Annotated in this window: 14 protein-coding genes; 3 read left to right on the top strand and 11 right to left on the bottom strand. The window is 30.3% G+C overall.

Translation table 11 applies throughout. The features are described 5' to 3' along the window. Nucleotides 1–26 precede the first annotated feature (26 nt). Genes Q0J35_RS01840 through thiH form a run of 3 tightly spaced genes read right to left on the bottom strand, consistent with a single transcriptional unit; the run spans nucleotide 27 to nucleotide 1,985 of the window. A complete protein-coding gene (locus Q0J35_RS01840) occupies nucleotides 27–203 on the bottom strand; it encodes a hypothetical protein (protein ID WP_297192848.1) in 177 nt (58 codons plus the stop codon). A gap of 41 nt (nucleotides 204–244) precedes the next feature. Continuing rightward, nucleotides 245–856 carry a thiamine phosphate synthase gene (locus tag Q0J35_RS01835; RefSeq protein WP_297192847.1) on the bottom strand — a complete coding sequence of 204 codons (612 nt, stop codon included), beginning with the start codon at nucleotides 854–856 and terminating at the stop codon, nucleotides 245–247. Next, nucleotides 846–1,985, bottom strand: a complete 1,140-nt coding sequence (gene thiH / locus Q0J35_RS01830) for a 2-iminoacetate synthase ThiH (protein WP_297192846.1) — start codon at nucleotides 1,983–1,985, stop codon at nucleotides 846–848. The genes Q0J35_RS01835 and thiH overlap by 11 nt, the downstream gene beginning before the upstream one ends. Nucleotides 1,986–2,073: 88 nt before the next feature. On the opposite strand from thiH, the gene Q0J35_RS01825 reads away from it, so the two are divergent. After that, nucleotides 2,074–2,457 (top strand): DUF4878 domain-containing protein, encoded by a 384-nt coding sequence (locus tag Q0J35_RS01825; protein ID WP_297192845.1) that lies wholly within the window; start codon nucleotides 2,074–2,076, stop codon nucleotides 2,455–2,457. Here Q0J35_RS01825 and Q0J35_RS01820 read toward each other — a convergent pair. From Q0J35_RS01820 to Q0J35_RS01810, 3 genes are all read right to left on the bottom strand, one after another. Then, nucleotides 2,441–3,313, bottom strand: a complete 873-nt coding sequence (locus tag Q0J35_RS01820; RefSeq protein ID WP_297192966.1) for a glycosyltransferase family 9 protein — start codon at nucleotides 3,311–3,313, stop codon at nucleotides 2,441–2,443. The two genes, Q0J35_RS01825 and Q0J35_RS01820, sit on opposite strands and share 17 nt — an antisense overlap. A gap of 200 nt (nucleotides 3,314–3,513) precedes the next feature. Further along, nucleotides 3,514–4,938 carry a hypothetical protein gene (locus Q0J35_RS01815; protein ID WP_297192844.1) on the bottom strand — a complete coding sequence of 475 codons (1,425 nt, stop codon included), beginning with the start codon at nucleotides 4,936–4,938 and terminating at the stop codon, nucleotides 3,514–3,516. Between the two features lie 114 nt (nucleotides 4,939–5,052). Beyond that, nucleotides 5,053–6,507, bottom strand: coding sequence for a hypothetical protein (locus tag Q0J35_RS01810; RefSeq protein ID WP_297192843.1), 1,455 nt, complete (start codon nucleotides 6,505–6,507; stop codon nucleotides 5,053–5,055). Nucleotides 6,508–6,624: 117 nt separating this feature from the next. On the opposite strand from Q0J35_RS01810, the gene Q0J35_RS01805 reads away from it, so the two are divergent. Beyond that, on the top strand, nucleotides 6,625–7,905 hold the full coding sequence (locus Q0J35_RS01805) for a glycosyltransferase family 2 protein (RefSeq protein ID WP_297192842.1): 1,281 nt from the start codon (nucleotides 6,625–6,627) through the stop codon (nucleotides 7,903–7,905). Nucleotides 7,906–8,045: 140 nt separating this feature from the next. Next, entirely contained in the window at nucleotides 8,046–8,618 is a 573-nt protein-coding gene (locus tag Q0J35_RS01800) for a DNA-deoxyinosine glycosylase (RefSeq protein WP_297192841.1), read from the top strand. On the opposite strand, the gene Q0J35_RS01795 is transcribed toward Q0J35_RS01800, so the two are convergent. From Q0J35_RS01795 to Q0J35_RS01775, 5 genes are all read right to left on the bottom strand, one after another. Continuing rightward, nucleotides 8,568–8,984, bottom strand: coding sequence for a hypothetical protein (locus Q0J35_RS01795; RefSeq protein ID WP_297192840.1), 417 nt, complete (start codon nucleotides 8,982–8,984; stop codon nucleotides 8,568–8,570). The genes Q0J35_RS01800 and Q0J35_RS01795 overlap by 51 nt on opposite strands. A 368-nt stretch (nucleotides 8,985–9,352) precedes the next feature. Beyond that, nucleotides 9,353–12,283 carry a type I restriction endonuclease gene (locus tag Q0J35_RS01790; RefSeq protein WP_297192839.1) on the bottom strand — a complete coding sequence of 977 codons (2,931 nt, stop codon included), beginning with the start codon at nucleotides 12,281–12,283 and terminating at the stop codon, nucleotides 9,353–9,355. A gap of 2 nt (nucleotides 12,284–12,285) precedes the next feature. Further along, nucleotides 12,286–13,815 carry an ATP-binding protein gene (locus Q0J35_RS01785; protein ID WP_297192838.1) on the bottom strand — a complete coding sequence of 510 codons (1,530 nt, stop codon included), beginning with the start codon at nucleotides 13,813–13,815 and terminating at the stop codon, nucleotides 12,286–12,288. An 11-nt stretch (nucleotides 13,816–13,826) separates the two neighbouring features. Continuing rightward, nucleotides 13,827–15,035 (bottom strand): restriction endonuclease subunit S, encoded by a 1,209-nt coding sequence (locus Q0J35_RS01780; protein WP_297192837.1) that lies wholly within the window; start codon nucleotides 15,033–15,035, stop codon nucleotides 13,827–13,829. Then, nucleotides 15,032–16,945, bottom strand: coding sequence for an N-6 DNA methylase (locus Q0J35_RS01775; RefSeq protein ID WP_297192836.1), 1,914 nt, complete (start codon nucleotides 16,943–16,945; stop codon nucleotides 15,032–15,034). Before Q0J35_RS01775 ends, Q0J35_RS01780 begins: the two co-directional genes overlap by 4 nt. Nucleotides 16,946–16,988 lie beyond the last annotated feature (43 nt).

Here is a 16,988-nt window from a genome sequence, read left to right as displayed (position 1 = left end):
AAGAAAAAGCATATTAAAATACAAGTCTAATCTCCAAGCTCATCGCCCATCTTAGAGGTAACTTCCAATAAATCAAAAGCTGTTATAAACTGGTCTAAATTCTCATAATGCAAAACAAATTCTTCCAACAAAAGCTCTATATCATCTCTGCTAAGCTCCAAATAAGCTGTTCTATCATTTGGATTTTCAACTCTAACTATCATTCCTACTCCTTAAAATTTGCACTTATTTTTAAACCGTTATTTTAGCCAAAATTTATAAGTTCTTTGCAATTTTTTATGTATTTTTTTACATTTTCACTTTGCATCAAGGCACTTTTCATACAAATTCCATTTATATCATAATCCTTTAAAAGCTTTATGTTTTCTAAATTTATACCACCTATAGCGTAAATTGGTATGGAATTTTCCTTTAATAAAGTCTGTAAAAAAGAAAGTCCTTTGGGCTTTAAATCCGGTTTTGATGAGCTTTCAAAAATGTGTCCTGCTATTACATAATTGCATTTATAATACTTAGCAAGGTAAAATTCTTCTTCGCTATGAATGGACGTGCCTAATATATGAAAATATTTTACTATCCTTGGTTCTTTTGTAAGTATATCTAAAGGGCAATGAAAATACTTGTGATTGAGTTTTAAGGCTACCTTATCAAAATTATGCAAAATACACTGAATTTTATATTTCTTACAGATAGATAACACCTCTTTTGCAAGATCATAGTATTCAAATTCGCTAAGCTCTTTTGCCCTAAATATAAAAGCATCTATCTTGGCTTTAGCAAGTTTTTCAACCCTTACTAAAAATGGCTCTTTAACAAAACTAAGATCGCTTACAGCTATAATTTTTTTAATCCACATAATCACTCATAACAGGCTGAAAATTTGACTTTTTAAGCATAGTAAAAACCTCCTTTACCGTTCTATTATCAGAAATTTCAAACTGCTCGTCTCCTTTTTTCTCGCTACTGTGCTCACCTATGGCTACACTAACCCCTGCACTCATCTTTGTTGCAGCTATGTTTATTATATTATCTCTAAATTCTTTACTTTCTCTGCTTGAAATAACGATATTAGCGAATGGCAAGAAAATTCTATACGCACAAAGCACTTGCAAAAGTCTTTTTTCGCTTACATCTTTTGGAGAAATTTTAGAATTATTTATAATTGGTCTTAATCTCGGCACAGAAAGCGAAATTTCTGCGTGCGGGTATTTTTGTTGCAAAAAATGAGCGTGCAAAGCCGTCGCTAAGGCATCTTTTCTAAAATCATCTATACCAAGCAAAGCACCGAAAGCTACGCCTCTCATACCTGCCATTAAAGCTCTTTCTTGAGCATAAAATCTATAAGGCATAACTGTTTTTTCGCCGGATATATGAATTTTTTGATATTTTTCAGGATTATAAGTCTCTTGAAAAACAGTTACATAATCACAGCCATTTTCGTGCAAAAGCTCGTATTCATCTACATTTAAAACATAAATTTCAACTCCAACTACTTTAAAATATTCTTTTGCAATTTTACAAGCCTTAGCTATATACTCCACACTAGCAAATTCTCTACCTTCTCCGGTTAAAAGCAAAATTTCTTGTAAATTGCTTTTAGATATCTCTTTCATTTCCGCTCTTATTTCGGATTCATCAAGTATGGCTCTTGCTATCTTGTTTCCTTTTTGAAAACCACAATAAACACACTTGCTGTTGCAGTGATTTGACAAATAAAGAGGCGTAAAAAGACCTTTATTGTTGCCAAAATACCGCTTAGTTATATTTTGTGCCTTTTTGGCTAATGCTTCTATATGATTTTCCGCCTCTGTGCTTAGCAAGATTTTCAACTCTTCCACAGAAGTATAATAAGAGCTTAAAGCTTTTAAAACATCTTTTTCTGTATAAATATCACTTTGATAGCTCTGTCTTAGTTTTAAAACTGTATCAAACATTGTAGAATCTATTTTCTGCATATATGGAAGATATTGCATACAATCACGCATTTTTTGTCCTTTCTGTGAAAAGTTTAACAAATTAAAGCAAATTTAATTTAAAAGGCTATAATTTATTTAAATTAATAAAGGATAAAAAATGAAACAGTTACTCGCGTCTTGTTTTTTAGCATTTTTTATAATAGCGTGTTCTACAAACAATCCAAGCTATGTTAGCACAGATTACATAAAGGCTATACAAGAAGATGACCTAAGAAGAGCAAAATCTCATATATACGTTCCAGCTAGTATAAAAAGAGAATTAAGCCCAGAGCAAATCAACAAAGCCTTAGAAGAAAAAATAAAAAGCCTGAAAAATGGGATAGATGATGTGAATTCTTGTGAAGTAGTGAAGCTTGAAGAGATAGGCGATTTAGCTACAAAGGTTTTTATAGAATGCAAAAATAAAGACAATAAAATAGTAGATAAAACTTTTAATGTTATAAATGATGGTGGTGTATATAAAGTTATACTAAGTCTTTAAGTGCTTTTATGGCAGATTCGGCTTTTAGCTCTGTCATACAAGCATTGTGTTTTAGGGGACAAACCCTTTTCATACAAGGCATACAGTCAAGATCTAGATGCAAAATCTTTGCATTTTCATTAAGCCAAGGGCTACTTTGCTTGAAATTTGTCGGTCCAAAAATAGCTACAGTATTTATCTTATAAAATGCCGCTATATGCATAGCTCCGCTGTCATTGCACAAAAACAAATCAAGGCTTGATATAAATTCGCAAAGCTCTTTTATGCTTGTTTGTCCGCATAAATTTTTACAAATAGCACCGCCTTTTACAAGCTCGTTTTCTATGATCGATAGTAATTCTTTTTCTTCTTTTGAGCCAAAAAGTAAAATTTCGTGGCTATCTTTAAATGCCAAGGCAGAATTTGCAAAATTGATAGGATCCCATCTTTTAGCTTCTCCATACTTAGCTCCCGCACTTATGCCTAGCAATTTTTTATTAGAATTTTGTTTTTTAAAAGGCAAAAAAAGCTCTTTATTTTTTATATTTATATCTAAACTTTCTTCTATGAATTTTATGTATTTTAAAACCTGATGTTCATTTTTGTGTTTGTTTTTATCGAAAATAAACTTATGCTTCGCCTTTAAAAGAAAGAGTGAAATTTTAGCTGAATACGCCGAGCGGAATGAAAAAGCGTATAAAAATTTGTATTTTTTAGCAAAAAGTATATAGTTTAAAAATCTCTTTTTTTTATTATCAAGATGAATACTGACATTATCACAATCTTTAAAAAGCTCACAAGCTACAAAAGAGCCAAAAAGTATGAAGTGATGGTCTTTAAAATGCAAGAACAAAGCTTTTAAAGCCGCAGAACACATAATAGCATCACCAAGCCAAGTAGGTAAATTTATAAAAATATTTTTTTTATTTTCCAAACTCATAGCTGTATTGTATCATATCTTTATACATATTTGCTTATAGACATTATTTCATTTGTAAAATTAGCCAAGCAAGCCTTTTGATGAAATTTGTAAAAATAAATGCTAAGTTATGATTTGGCACCATTGTTTTAAAAAAATTATGTTATTTTAAACGTAAATCTACTCAAATAAGGTATTTTATAAAGTATTTTTCTTAAATAAATTTTATATTTTTTAGAAAGAGATAATTCATCATAAGAAATTATCTTATGTTTTAGAAGTTCATTTTTTACATTGTTTATGCATTCATATTTTTTGTCAGCACAATACAAAAAAGCTCTTAATGATCTTGATATATTTTCATGAACCGAATCTGTATTATTATTCCATTTTGCAACACAGTTTTGTAAAAATTCATTCTTTCTTGTTTTAAACACCTCTTTTAGGTAGTATTCTGCTTTTTTAGCACCTTTATACTTCATATAATATAAACATAAATAAAGTCTATATTTATCATTTTCAAAGTCTAAATCAAGAGCTTTTTTTAAAAGTTCTTCCTGAAAAGCAATATCAATGTTTAAATAATTAGCAAGTAAAAAACATTGAAAATAGGAACAAGCAAGCACATCTTTATGTAAATTTGTAAAATTTGATAGACTTTTTTTGATATTTATATAATGCTTTTTGCTTCTCATAGCCTCATGTGTGTTGAAAAAAGGCTTATTTGACGATAATGTGGCTAACTGCACTACAGCTGAGTGTGTGCCGTATAGAGCATTTGCTTCTCTCATTAAACTTATGTCAAACAAAAAATTCTCTGTATTGTTAAGACTTAAACCACTTTTAACATCATCGCAAAGATAAACATTATCTAAATTTGCAAATTTTTTAATCTCTCTAAGTGTGCTTATATCATCTCCAAACAAAACTACGGGCTGATTTAAGCTTCGTATAAGCTCAACGACGGTATGCGGATTACTTGGCTGATACGATACCATACTGTATTTTCTAAAAACAGCATAAGAGTAAGCAGAATCTCCTAACCTTACATGAATGGATACAAAGCCCCCCCCCCTATTGATTTCTTTTGCAAGATTTTTAGCCTTTTTGCAAATATCTTTTATATTTTGTTTAAATTTAATCTTATTTTCCCATATATCAACAGCCTCTTTGACATAATCTTTATTTTCTTTTTTAAATTTTCTTGAATAAGCATACCAAAATGGAGGTTCTACATACTTATAAAAGTTATTATCATAAAAAGCTTTTTTTATTTCTTGCGTATTACCTAATTTTGTATTTTCTACGCTTGCTACTTCATCATAATTTAACTCGTTTATATGAAAGTTATTTAAAAAATCAGAATCAAAAATATCCTCTTTTTTATCAACACTTACAGGGATTATTTTTTGTTCGCCAAAACAAAAGGTGTTATTTTTTACGCCCACCACTTTGTTAAATAAATTATCTGGCCAATGAAAAACAAAGTCTGTGTTAAATTTTTTTGCTAAATAAAAGCCAAGTATCATTGCAAGAAATCTAGAGCCGTTAGCATCTTCTCTCATAGCTATAATCTTTTTCAAAACAATCAATCCTTTAACTAAAATTTAAAAATTGACATTATAACAAAAAAAAAAAAAATAAACTATCTTAAATTATGCACCTATAAATAAATTTATAAAAAGCTAACAAAAATCCTACCTAAAATAATAGGCACATTTTATCCTACCCTTTTTTATACATTTATTAATAATGCCTGTTTTGCATAATAAAGATGTGATATAAGAGTAAAGAATGTATTTTATACCGTTTTTCCTCCAAATAAGACCTTTATCAATCAAATCTTGTTTTATTACAGCAAAATTTGGGAATTTTTTATCATTGTGCACAAAAAATAACTTCAGCTCATTACTAGCATACGTATGAAAGCCACCGTCAATTGTAGATATAGTATCCAAAAACTCTTTTTTTCTTGATTTTAAAATATCTCCTAAATACTCATCAGCTCGTTTAACACCATAATGTTTTAGATAATAAAGCACTAAATGAAACCTATATTTATCATTATCTTCATCAAGCTCTAAAGCTTTTTTTAAACAGTATTCTTGGAAAGAAATGTCTATATTTAATTTATCAGCTAGTAAAAAAGTATAATAATAAGAACAAGCTTGTTGATCCTTATTTAAAGCAAGCTGTTCCAAGTTTTTTTTCATAGAATAATATGCTTTTTTATTTTGTATATATGAATGGGTATAAATAAAGTTTGCATTTCCTATTTGAGAGGCTAAATTAACAACACCTGACTTAGTGCCAAAAATATCCTTAGCTCTTGACATAAAAACAACATCAAACAAAAATGATTTAGTTACTGATAGTGAATGCCCCCCCGTTTCATCATATAATTTTTCTTTTAAATCCTGTGCTATAAACAGTCTATCATCATTTACAAATTCTTTTATTTGTCTCATAGTGCTTATGTCATCTCCAAAAAGAACAACCTTGCCACTTATGCTATTTATAAGCTCTATGGCAATATGTGCACTTGTAGCTTGGTAGTCAAAAAATATATGCTTTCTGTAAGGTGCGTAAGAGTAAATGGAATCTCCACTTCTTATGTGTATAGCTGTAAAATCTCCTAAACTTTTAGCCAAATTCTTTGCTTTATGTATAACTTCTTGAGTATCTTCGTTAAATTTTATTTTGTCATTAAAAATCTCGACAGCTTTTTGAGGAAAATCTTTATGCTTGTCTCTATTTTTGTTATCAAAACGAAAGAAGTGAAACACGCATTCTACATATTTTTTACCGTCATCTTTACATAAAGCAGTTCTTATATCATCTATATTTGCTAGCCATGCTCCTGGAGTATCAGCAAAAACTATCTCTTCATCTTTAAAGCTATCTACATGAAATTCTTTTAAAAAATCTTTGTCAAAAATATCCTCTTTTGAATCTGCTCCAACGCTTAGAATTTTTTGATCATTAAAATAAAAAGAGCTACTATCTGAATGTTTTTTATATCCGAGCTCGACATAATCATACCAATGAAAACAAGGCTTAACATTTAATTTTTCAGCTAAATAAAAAGCTGCTATCATGCCTAAAAATCTAGAACCATTAGCATCTTTTCTTAGAGAAATAATCTTTTTCATAATAATAAATTTCCTTTAAGTAAAACTCTAAAATATATAATATTTTATCAAAAATACAGAAAAAATCAAAACATTTAAAAATTTTAGCTAATATAATGAAAAAACCAAGGAATGTAATTGAAAACTTCAATCTTAATCCCAATTTTTAATGTGCAAGACTGTTTAAAAGAATGCATAGATTCTATACTGCAACAAGTAGATGTAAGCAAAGATGATATAGATATAGTCTTGGTAGATGATGGCAGCACAGACAGTAGCCTTGATATAGCTATTGAATATGCTAAAAAAGATGAAAGAATTTTTGTCTTGTCTAAAGCAAACGGTGGTCCTGGACCTTCAACAGCTAGAAATGCTGCTCTTGAGCTTATGAAAGGAACTAAATTAAGAGAAATTTTAGAAAAAAATATACAAGATGAAAAATACATAATAAAATCTTATGAAAGAAGAAATAGCTTTGATAAAAGTGATGAGAAATATATAAATGCAAAAGAACTTAGCAAATATTTCATACAAATACAAGCTAGGGTATATAAAACCGATCTTGTGGATTTAAACGAATTGATACTACAAGATTTACCAGAAGACGTTTTGATACATCACTTAGATTCTGATGATTACCTAGATAAAAGATGCATAAGCGAGTGCTTAAAGAATATAAAAGAAAAAAATGTCAATATTTTTATGCATAACATTTCTACAGTTGATGAAGATTCTAATATTGTAGAAGACAAGGCTTATTTAATTGGAAAAAAAATAAAAACAGGATATTATGATAGCGGACTTAAAATGCTTGAAAAAAATATGATACCTAATTTATGGTTTACATACCAAGGAATATTTAAAGCGAGTTTATTAAATGATTTTAAACTTAGATTTACTAATTTCTTATACCACGAAGACCATGATTTTGCTATTATACTTTTTGCTTTGAGTAAAAAAATTTTTGTATGCGATGAATCTTTGCTTTATTATAGAATTCGTAGTGGATCTACAATGAATTCTACTAAAGAATTAGAATTTCCAAAAACTATGCCAAAGTCACTACAGCATATAAAAGAAGAATTTGACAATTTTAAAGATCTAAGAGCATATGATAGATGTCTTGGTTTTTTAACATCATTTAAGGAAATATACAAAATAAAAAATCTATTTTCTAGAAGACTTTATAAAAAAATTTTTTATGCTCAAGTGGGCGAATTTGTATTAAAATACAATAAAAAAATATTTAATTTCAAAAATGAGAAAGAAACAAAAAAGATAATACAGCTATTTAAAGATATAGGAATAAATATAAATATAAATAATATAAAGCTTCTTTATCTCAAAATTAAGCTAAGACAATTTTATAGATACCCAAAACTTTTGTTTGGAATAAAAAAATACGACGATGAATGCTAAATAAATAACAAATTCAACTCTTTGTTGCTGCTATGACAGAATCCATGTGCTAAATTTCAAACCTTATATCATTAAAAAATGATAAATATTTGGCAAAATAGAATTATTATTTATCAAACGTATTTTTGCAAGGGGTGGTGATGAATAGCTTTAAATATCAAAAAGATGATAAACAATACGAAACAGAATTTGTAAAACACCCTTTTAATCCCGTATATGATGAAAATTCAAAAATCTTGATTCTAGGCTCTTTTCCGCCGCCCTCATCTGAAAAATACGGCTTTTATTACGGGCATAAAAATAATAATTTTTGGAAAAATCTAGCAGAAATTCTAAAAAGCGAAATTTTGCACGATACGCCTGAAGCTAAAAGGGAGTTTTTGTATAAGCACAAAATAGCACTGTGGGACATCATAAAATCTTGCGTGAAAAAAAGGGGTAGTTCAAGCGATAGTGATATTATCCTCTCAAGTATAACCCCAAACGATATACCAAGTCTCTTACAAAAAGCCCCAAATATCAAGGCAATTATCACAACGGGGAATCTAGCAAGTAAGATTTATAAAAAACACTATGAAGGCTTTTTAAGAGAAAATTGCCCACTACACATTTGCATTTGCTCCTCATCAAAAAGAAATCAAAAGCGAAATTTTAAAGATGAGCTAGAGCAAACACTGGAAATTATAACAAAGAGTGTGAAAAGTTACATTTAAGACACAAAACAGCAAGAGTGTAATGGGAAAATAATAGCATAGTAAAAATTGCAAAGCAAGGTTACGCCTAAATAAAAGACAAAAGTGCCAAAAAGCTCTAGCTACCATAAGTCTTTTTGTGCGTTCCCCTAGTGAGACATTAAAGCCATCAGCAGGACAACCCTTGCCAACACGTACCATATAGACATTAGACCATAGCATAAATACCACACCCACAAAAATAAAAATGTAGGCTAATAAAAAAGCAACAAGACTATCTATCGGTGCGACAAAATACACAGAGATGAGATAAATAAGTGCTGGTATAAGACATAAAAATACGCAGATGCCAACAAAGTAGCCAAAGATGTTTTTTGATAACTTCATAATATGCCTTTTGCTTGAAGCTTATTCTAGCATTTTTAGCTTTGATTTAAATAAATCTATCATCGCATCGATATTTTACATTACCAAATTTTCATCTATTAAATCAGAATTTTTGCCTTTTTATACCGCGACATACTAAAACCAAAGACCACAAAAGGCTCTACATTTTCATATTAAAGCTTGGCATCTTTTTGCAAAAAATCAGCTTGATACCCAAACTCCACATAAGTAAATTATAGCATAATTAACATAACTGCTAACTTACAAAATCTATTCATAAAAATCCTTTGAATAGCCCATAAAGCAAAGAATGCTCTAAGATTTTTTATGAAAAATACACTCATGTATTGCAAAAATCTTTTACACAATTACTCATATATTTCATTAAGCACAATATCAAACATTTTTTGCGTTATTCTTTGCTTAAGTGCTGCATCATCAGTAAAATGCTTATAAAAGTCAAAATTTACGTCTATAATTTCTTGCATTTTTTCTTGTAAAAGTGCTTCAAATTCTATGCGTAAATTTTGCCTATCAGAATGTTTAGAGGATTTAACAAATTTTTCATCTTTTAGTACATCCTCTTTGATATTTTGCAATGTCCTTACTATTTTATCCCCCTCATTCCATTCTACATTGCCATATTTTTCATTAAATTCTTTGATGATTTCTGAAAGCTCTTGCAACTCCGCTCCTTGTATCTTGCTAGAACCATCAGCACCTGAAGGCATAAGCTTGCCATCGCCTTTTAATCTTATATCTTCACTTTTTATAAGTTGCACGCGGTAGCTATCAAAGCTTACATTATCTAAAATCCCTTTTGCCAAATCCTCTGACCTTGGGGGAGCAATCTTTGCTATAAGCTTTTTAAGTAAGATATAGTGTTTTTCTAAATTTACATCTTCATAAGGTAAAATCTGTGCTAAAAACGCATAGTTATTTAAATAATTTTTTATCTTGCTGTAAAATTCTGCTTTTATATCTTCATTTTGTTTATTAAATCGCTCCACTATTTTATCTAGCTGTGCGTGGATACTATTTTCTTTTTCCTCTTTTAAAATAGATTCTACAAAGGCATCTACCTCATCTTGCGTATAAATTTCATATTCTAAAAGATTACTTTTAAGTTCAAAAATCTTTTCAGGGTCGCTTCTTTGCCCTAGATAAGTTTGCTTATAAAATGCGCTAAAAGACTCGGCTATTTCCTCGTGTGAATTTACAAAATCTAGCACACAAGTATCCTCTTTGTCTTTACATATTCTATTTAGACGCGAGAGAGTTTGCACCGCACTTACTCCACTTAGTTTTTTATCCACATACATAGTATGCAAAAGTGGCTCATCAAATCCAGTTTGGTACTTCTCTGCCACGATTAAAAACTTATACTTATCTTTTTTAAATTCCTCTTTTAACACACCTTCACTAAATCCATTTAAAGCACTTTCACTATAAGTTTCACCATCAAGATGTAATTCACCAGAAAATGCGACAATAGCTTCAAATTGTGGATAATGATCTTTTAAATATTTTCTAAAAGCAAAGTAATAATAAATAGCACTCTTTCTGCTTTTAGTCACAACCATAGCTTTTGCCTTAGCCCCTATTTTTTTATAACTATGGGTAAAAAAATGCTCAATCATAATTTCTGCTTTTTTAGCAATGGAATCTTTATGATTTTCTACATAAGCTTTTAGCTTGGCATTAGCTTTCTTTTTATCATAGCGTGGATCATCATCTTTGATAGAGGAAAGAATTTTATAATAACTCTTATAAGTTGTGTAGCCCCTTAAGACATCAAGGATAAAGCCCTCCTCAATAGCTTGTTTCATAGAATACAAATGAAAAGGGATAAACCTTACTTCCCCATTTATTTCACAAGGCATTCCAAACATTTCTAGCGTTTTTGGCTTAGGTGTAGCAGTAAAGGCAAAGTATGAAGCATTTTTCTGCAATTTTTTATTTTTTATAATCTCTATTATTTTTTCATCTAGGCTTTCTTCTCTTGCTTCTTCCTCTTCATCAAGGCTTTTATCTCTGATAGCCTCGCTCATTTTTTGAGCATTTGTGCCACTTTGGCTAGAGTGTGCTTCATCTATGATGATAGCAAAGGTCTTGCTTTTTAAGCTAGTGATTTCATCTAAGATATAAGGAAATTTTTGAATAGTTGTGATGATGATTTTCTTGCCTTCTTCTAGTGCGTTCTTTAGCTGTCTGCTTCCTTGCGTGATAGCCTCTACTACTCCGCTAATTCCCTCAAAACCTTTAACATTATCTCTGATTTGAGAATCTAGCACCTTTCTATCTGTAACAACAATCACGCTATCAAAGATAAGTTTTGAATCATTGTCATGCAAACTTGCAAGATTATGGGCAAGCCACGAGATAGAATTACTCTTGCCACTTCCTGCACTATGCTCTATCAAATAGCGTCTTCCCACACCATTAGCCTTTGCGTCTTCTAAAAGCTTTTCTACTACATCAAATTGATGATAACGCGGAAAAATAATGCAATCTTTTAGAACCTTTACAAAATCAAAGATGAGGCTAAGCAAAGTGTCTTTTTTGAGTATCCTTTCCCAAAGATAGGCGGTTTTGATAGTATCGCTAGGTGGATTTCCCGCACCACTTTGTAAGCCTATATCCCCTCTGCCATTATTTAACCCACGATTAAAAGGTAAAAATCTTGTTTTGTCCCTCTCTAGTTTTGTACTCATATAGACTAAATCACAATCTAGTGCAAAATGCACAATACAATTTTGTAAAAACCTTTCTTTTGGGTCTCTATCTTTTTTATACTGTTCTATCGCATTATAAACATTTTGCCCTGTAAGTTGGTTTTTAAGCTCGATGCTTACAAGTGGCACACCATTTAAGAAAATCACCATATCAATAGAATTTTGATTTTCCTTACTATAATAAAGTTGGCGAATGATTGAGAGTGTATTTTTATTATAATTTTCTATGCTTGTGCTATTTAGTGCATTACTTGGCTTTCTATATGCAAGGCTAAGTTTTATGCCTCGCAATTCTATTCCTTTTTGCAAGGCTTTTACAATACCCTCTTTACTGATTTTAGAAGCAATGTGCTTTAGAATCTCAATCTTATAGCCCTCCCCTAATCGCTTTTTAAGTTCATCTAATTCTTTACTTTGTGTAGATTCTAAAAAGCTTATAAGCAATTCTGTATCAAAGCATAAATCTTTATCATAATTTTGACTTTCTCTTTTTATATAGCCGTTGTGTTCTAGTAGATAGGATTCTATATAACTTTCTAAGTCTTTTTCTGTGTAGTTAGGCATTGTTAATTTCCTTTGTTAGCTTGAATAAAATCTCGCATATCTTTAATAGATTGTTGTAGCTCTCCAAAAGTAAATTTAGGATTATGTGTATTTTCAGGGTGATGTATTTTATGTCTTATATATTCCGTTATTGTAATATTTACTGGTTTTGTTTTTCCATCTTTGCTTAATTTATTGTAGTTTTTTGTAGGTTTATTTAAGAAATAATCTTTTAAAAGACTTTGTGAATCAATATAGCCATACAATTCATTATGATATTCTTCATCTGCTTCATCAAAAGCTAAATAATTGATTTCATTGAGAGAAGGAATAGGAAGCACATGTTTTTCTAATTTTACAATTTCTTTTGCATTTTCATTATTTTTAACCACTCTTATATCTTCAAAATGAAGTTGCTTAACAATGTTTGGACTATGAGTTGTAATAATAATTTGAATTCCTTCTTCTTTGGATAAATTTTTTAATGCTTCCATAAGCAATCTTTGGTGATATTGGTGTTGTGAAGTTTCAGGTTCTTCTATAGCATAAATAATATTACTCTTTTCATTATTATTTTTTTGTCTTTCAGCTTCAGCTCTAAAAAAATTTAAAAGTATCATTCTTTTAACCCCACTTCCTCTTTTGTTAATAGGAATGTCTTCATCTCCAGCAATAGATACACTTTTAAACACATCAGCCCATTTAAGTTGCTCTATGGTTGGAATTTTAGGATTTAAAGTTTTAGCAATTTCTGGATTCATATCTTTTAATTTTTCAAGGGTTAAATTTGTAACTTCTTGTAATTTACTTATCACTCCTTCAGCTATAGTTTGAAGTTCATTAGAGATTTTTTCATCTTTAAAAATTTGAGCCACCGCACTTTTTAAAGGATTTTGTATTTCATTATCTCCATCATTATTTGTTCTATCACTTTGAAATAGAGCATAGTGTGGCAATTTCTTTTCTAATTGTTCCCAAATATTCTTTACATCTTCCTTATTAAGCTCTATTTCTATTTCTTGCAACTGGAGATTATTAGAATAATGTTGCCAAATAGCCTTTCTTAATTCCGCACTTTTTGTTAAATTATCACATACTATATCTTTTTCTTTGATGATTTTTTTAAGTTCTGTGATTTTTAAAGAATGCAGATTATTGCACTCTTCATTGGTCGGGTGATATGCTTTGAGAAAAATTTTAGGTTTTCCTGCATTGGGATATTTTTTAATAATTTCTAATTTATTGTTTTGATTTAATAAATATTCTTCTTCTAAATTTGTGAGATTTGATATATCTAAAACTAATTCTTGAGGATAATTATCAAAAACTACAGATATTTGAATTTCATTATCTCCATTTTTTTCACATTCTTTATTTATGTCATTTTTGTCTATTTTGATTACACCTCCATCAAAGAAAATATCTAATGCTTCTAAAATAGTAGATTTCCCTACATCATTTTTTCCAACAAATGCTGTTAAATTTTCAAAATCGATTATAATTTCATTTGTATAACTTCTAAAATTTCTTATTTTAACTTGAATAATTTTCATCTTTTCTCCATTTATAAATTAATCCTACCGCACACAGCTTGGTTTATAAGTGTGGATTTGTATTCTTTTATTAGCTCTATTTGTTTTTTGATTTTTTCTATTATACTATCTATTTTAGAAATTTCAGAATCTAAAAATTCTGCGATTTGTTTTTGCTCTTGTAGAGGGGCAAAGGGGAAAATAATTTCTGCAAGATCGCTTTGTGTCATACTGGGAATTGCTGAGCCTGAAGTATATATTTTAAAGTCAATTGTTAAGCAAAGATAGTAAAAGTATTTCGAATGCACAATATCTAAAATTTTTGTGTAAAACATTGTGTCGATTGCCCAAAAGGGTATTTCGACAAACAATGGTTTATCTATTGTCCCCTTTCTTCCTAATAACACAGATTGTTTATTGTATAAAAATTGATTTGTTTTTCCAATGATACCTCCTGATCCATAAATTGGATAAACACCATTATCAGAAGCAACTTGTAACTGTTCTTTACCATTGCAAATGATAGCCAAATGCTTAAATTTTTTAATCTTCCAGTGCTTTGGAATCTTGCCTAAGTGTTTTATGCCGCTATCTTTGTATTTTATGTTTTTGTTAAGTCCTTTTGTAACGCATTCATTGATGAGGGCTTGTTTTTTCTCATTTAAAAGGGTGATGAGTTTTTGCTTTTTATCCACAAAGCTTTCTATTTGTTTGCATTTAGAATCTAAAAAATCCGCAATTGCTTTTTGTTCTTCTAATGGTGGAGTAGGCAAAAACATTTTTTTAAAATCCAAATAATCAATGCTTTCTCTAATTTCCATAATACCATAAGCAAATGTTTTTAAAAATTTTTGCACGGATTTGATTTGAAATAAATAGTAGTAATAACTCATCAAATACTTTGGGTTGTCAATATAAAAAACTAAATAAATAGGGCTAACCAAACCATTATACGCAGAAACTCCTAAAGAACCAATCACGGCATTCATTTTATTTAATACTAAATCATTAATTCGTGCAATTTTGTAACTTTGTAAATCCTCTTTTGATTTATTGCCTACATTTCCTTTTTCTTCATAGGGAATTACACCGATGTCCTTAATCAAAGAAAGAATGGTTTGTAATTTTAAATCATTGTTTTGTTCATTTCTTTGATTTAAAATTGCTCTAAGGGGCTTAATTTCCCAATGCTCCGGAATCTCCCCAAGCCATTCTATGCCACTATCTTTGTAAGCTCTCATCGCATTATCTCGCTTAGAAGGTTTTGCACTTCTTTTTCTAGCTCTTTTAATTCGCTATCTATCTCACTTAATTTTCTTGGCGGTGTGTAGGTGTAGAAGTATTTGTTAAAAAGTATTTCATAGCCCACACTTGCACTCTCCCACGCTATCCAAGAGTTATTTACATAGGGCTTTACTTCACTCTCATAGTAGCTTTGTATATCTACTTTTAGGGGGATTTTCTCTGTATTGTTTGTCTTATCAGAATCTAGTAAAAGATTTTCCTCGGCTCTTTTTAGCTTCACGCCAAGATAAGCAAAAAATTCCGCCCTATCTTTGAAATCTTTTGGCTTAGATTCTAACTCTTTGAGTTTTTCTAAAATTTTATCTTTGTCTTTTAGGGCGTTAAACTTCTCATCATCTTGTAAAGATTCTATGCTTTTTGGCTTTTCTATGAGGATTTTTGTATAACCAAAGTCGCTATTATCTAACACTTTGCAATCTTTGCTAGATTCAAAACTCAAGAATAAATCTGTGATTTTTTCTATATGCTTTTGTGTCATCTCATTTTGCTTTTGCCCTAAGGACTTTTTCATCTTAGAAAAATATTTATCGTTTGTAGCGTTGATAAGCTGGACTTTGCCTTTTTTATGTTTTGGCTTATTATTTGTGATAATCCATATAAAAGTAGGAATGCCGGTATTGTAAAACATATTTGTAGGCAGTGCTACTATGGCTTCAAGGTAGTCATTTTCTATGATATGCTTTCTTATGGCTACCATACCGCTATCGGAGTTAAAGAGCGATGAGCCGTTATGCACGCTTGCGATGCGAGAGCCAAGCGGAGTGTCTTTAGTTACTAGCTTCATTTTGCTTAGCATATTAAGCAAAAACATCATTTGCCCATCGCTTTTGCTTGTGATACCTACTTGAAATCGTAAGTCTTGGCAATCCTTTTTCTTATCTATGCCTAAGTCTTTTTGATCTTTTTCCCAAGATTTACCATAAGGCGGATTTGTTAGCATAAAGTCAAATTTTAAATTACCTAATTTATCATCACTTAATGTTGAGCCGTATTTGATATTGTCTGGATTTTCGCCCTTTATTAGCATATCGGCTTTACATATCGCATAAGTTTCCGGGTTTATCTCTTGTCCATAGAGATGAATGCTTGCTTTTGACTTTATAAGCCCATGCGGGTCTGTGATGAAGTCTTTAGATTCTGTTAGCATACCGCCGCTTCCACAGGCATTATCATAGATAGTATAGATTCCCTCTTTTAGCCTCTCTTTCACAGGTAAAAATACAAGATGAGTCATAAGCTCGATAATCTCTCGCGGGGTGAAGTGTTCTCCTGCCTCTTCGTTATTTTCTTCATTAAACTTTCTTATAAGCTCTTCAAAGACATAGCCCATACCAAGATTGCTTAAGCCTTTGTGGATTACATTGCCTTTATCATCTAAAATAGGATTAATGGAGAGATTTATTTTAGAGGAGCAGAATTTCTCAATCACGCCATAGAGAATATTTGCCTCATCAAGAGTATCAAGTTGATTTTTAAATTTAAATTTTGCGATGATGTCTTTTATATTTTCACTAAAGCTATCTAGGTAATTTTCAAAGTTTATTCTGATATTTGCAGGGTCATTGAGTAGTGTCTCAAGAGTGAAATTTGAGTAGTTGTAAAATTTCATTTTGCTTCCTTGCTTACCACATAATAAAGGTTCTAGATTCTCTATTTTGCCTTTGTAGGTATTGTAAGTTTGTAGCACTCGCTCTTTTGTAGGCTCTAAGATTACATCAATGCGTCTTAGAATAGTCATAGGCAAAATCACATCGCGGTATTTGCCTTTGACATACACATCACGTAGCAAATCATCTGCCACACTCCAAATAAAATTAATAATAGGCTGAAACTCTTTTACTTCCATAGAAATCCCTTAAAAATTTGTTTTGTAGAAATTGCTTTTAATC

It is taken from the genome of uncultured Campylobacter sp. (genome assembly GCF_944323605.1).
Lineage (GTDB): Bacteria > Campylobacterota > Campylobacteria > Campylobacterales > Campylobacteraceae > Campylobacter_D.
Note: the sequence above shows the minus strand (reverse complement) of the source record. Positions and strands in the feature narration are given on the sequence as shown.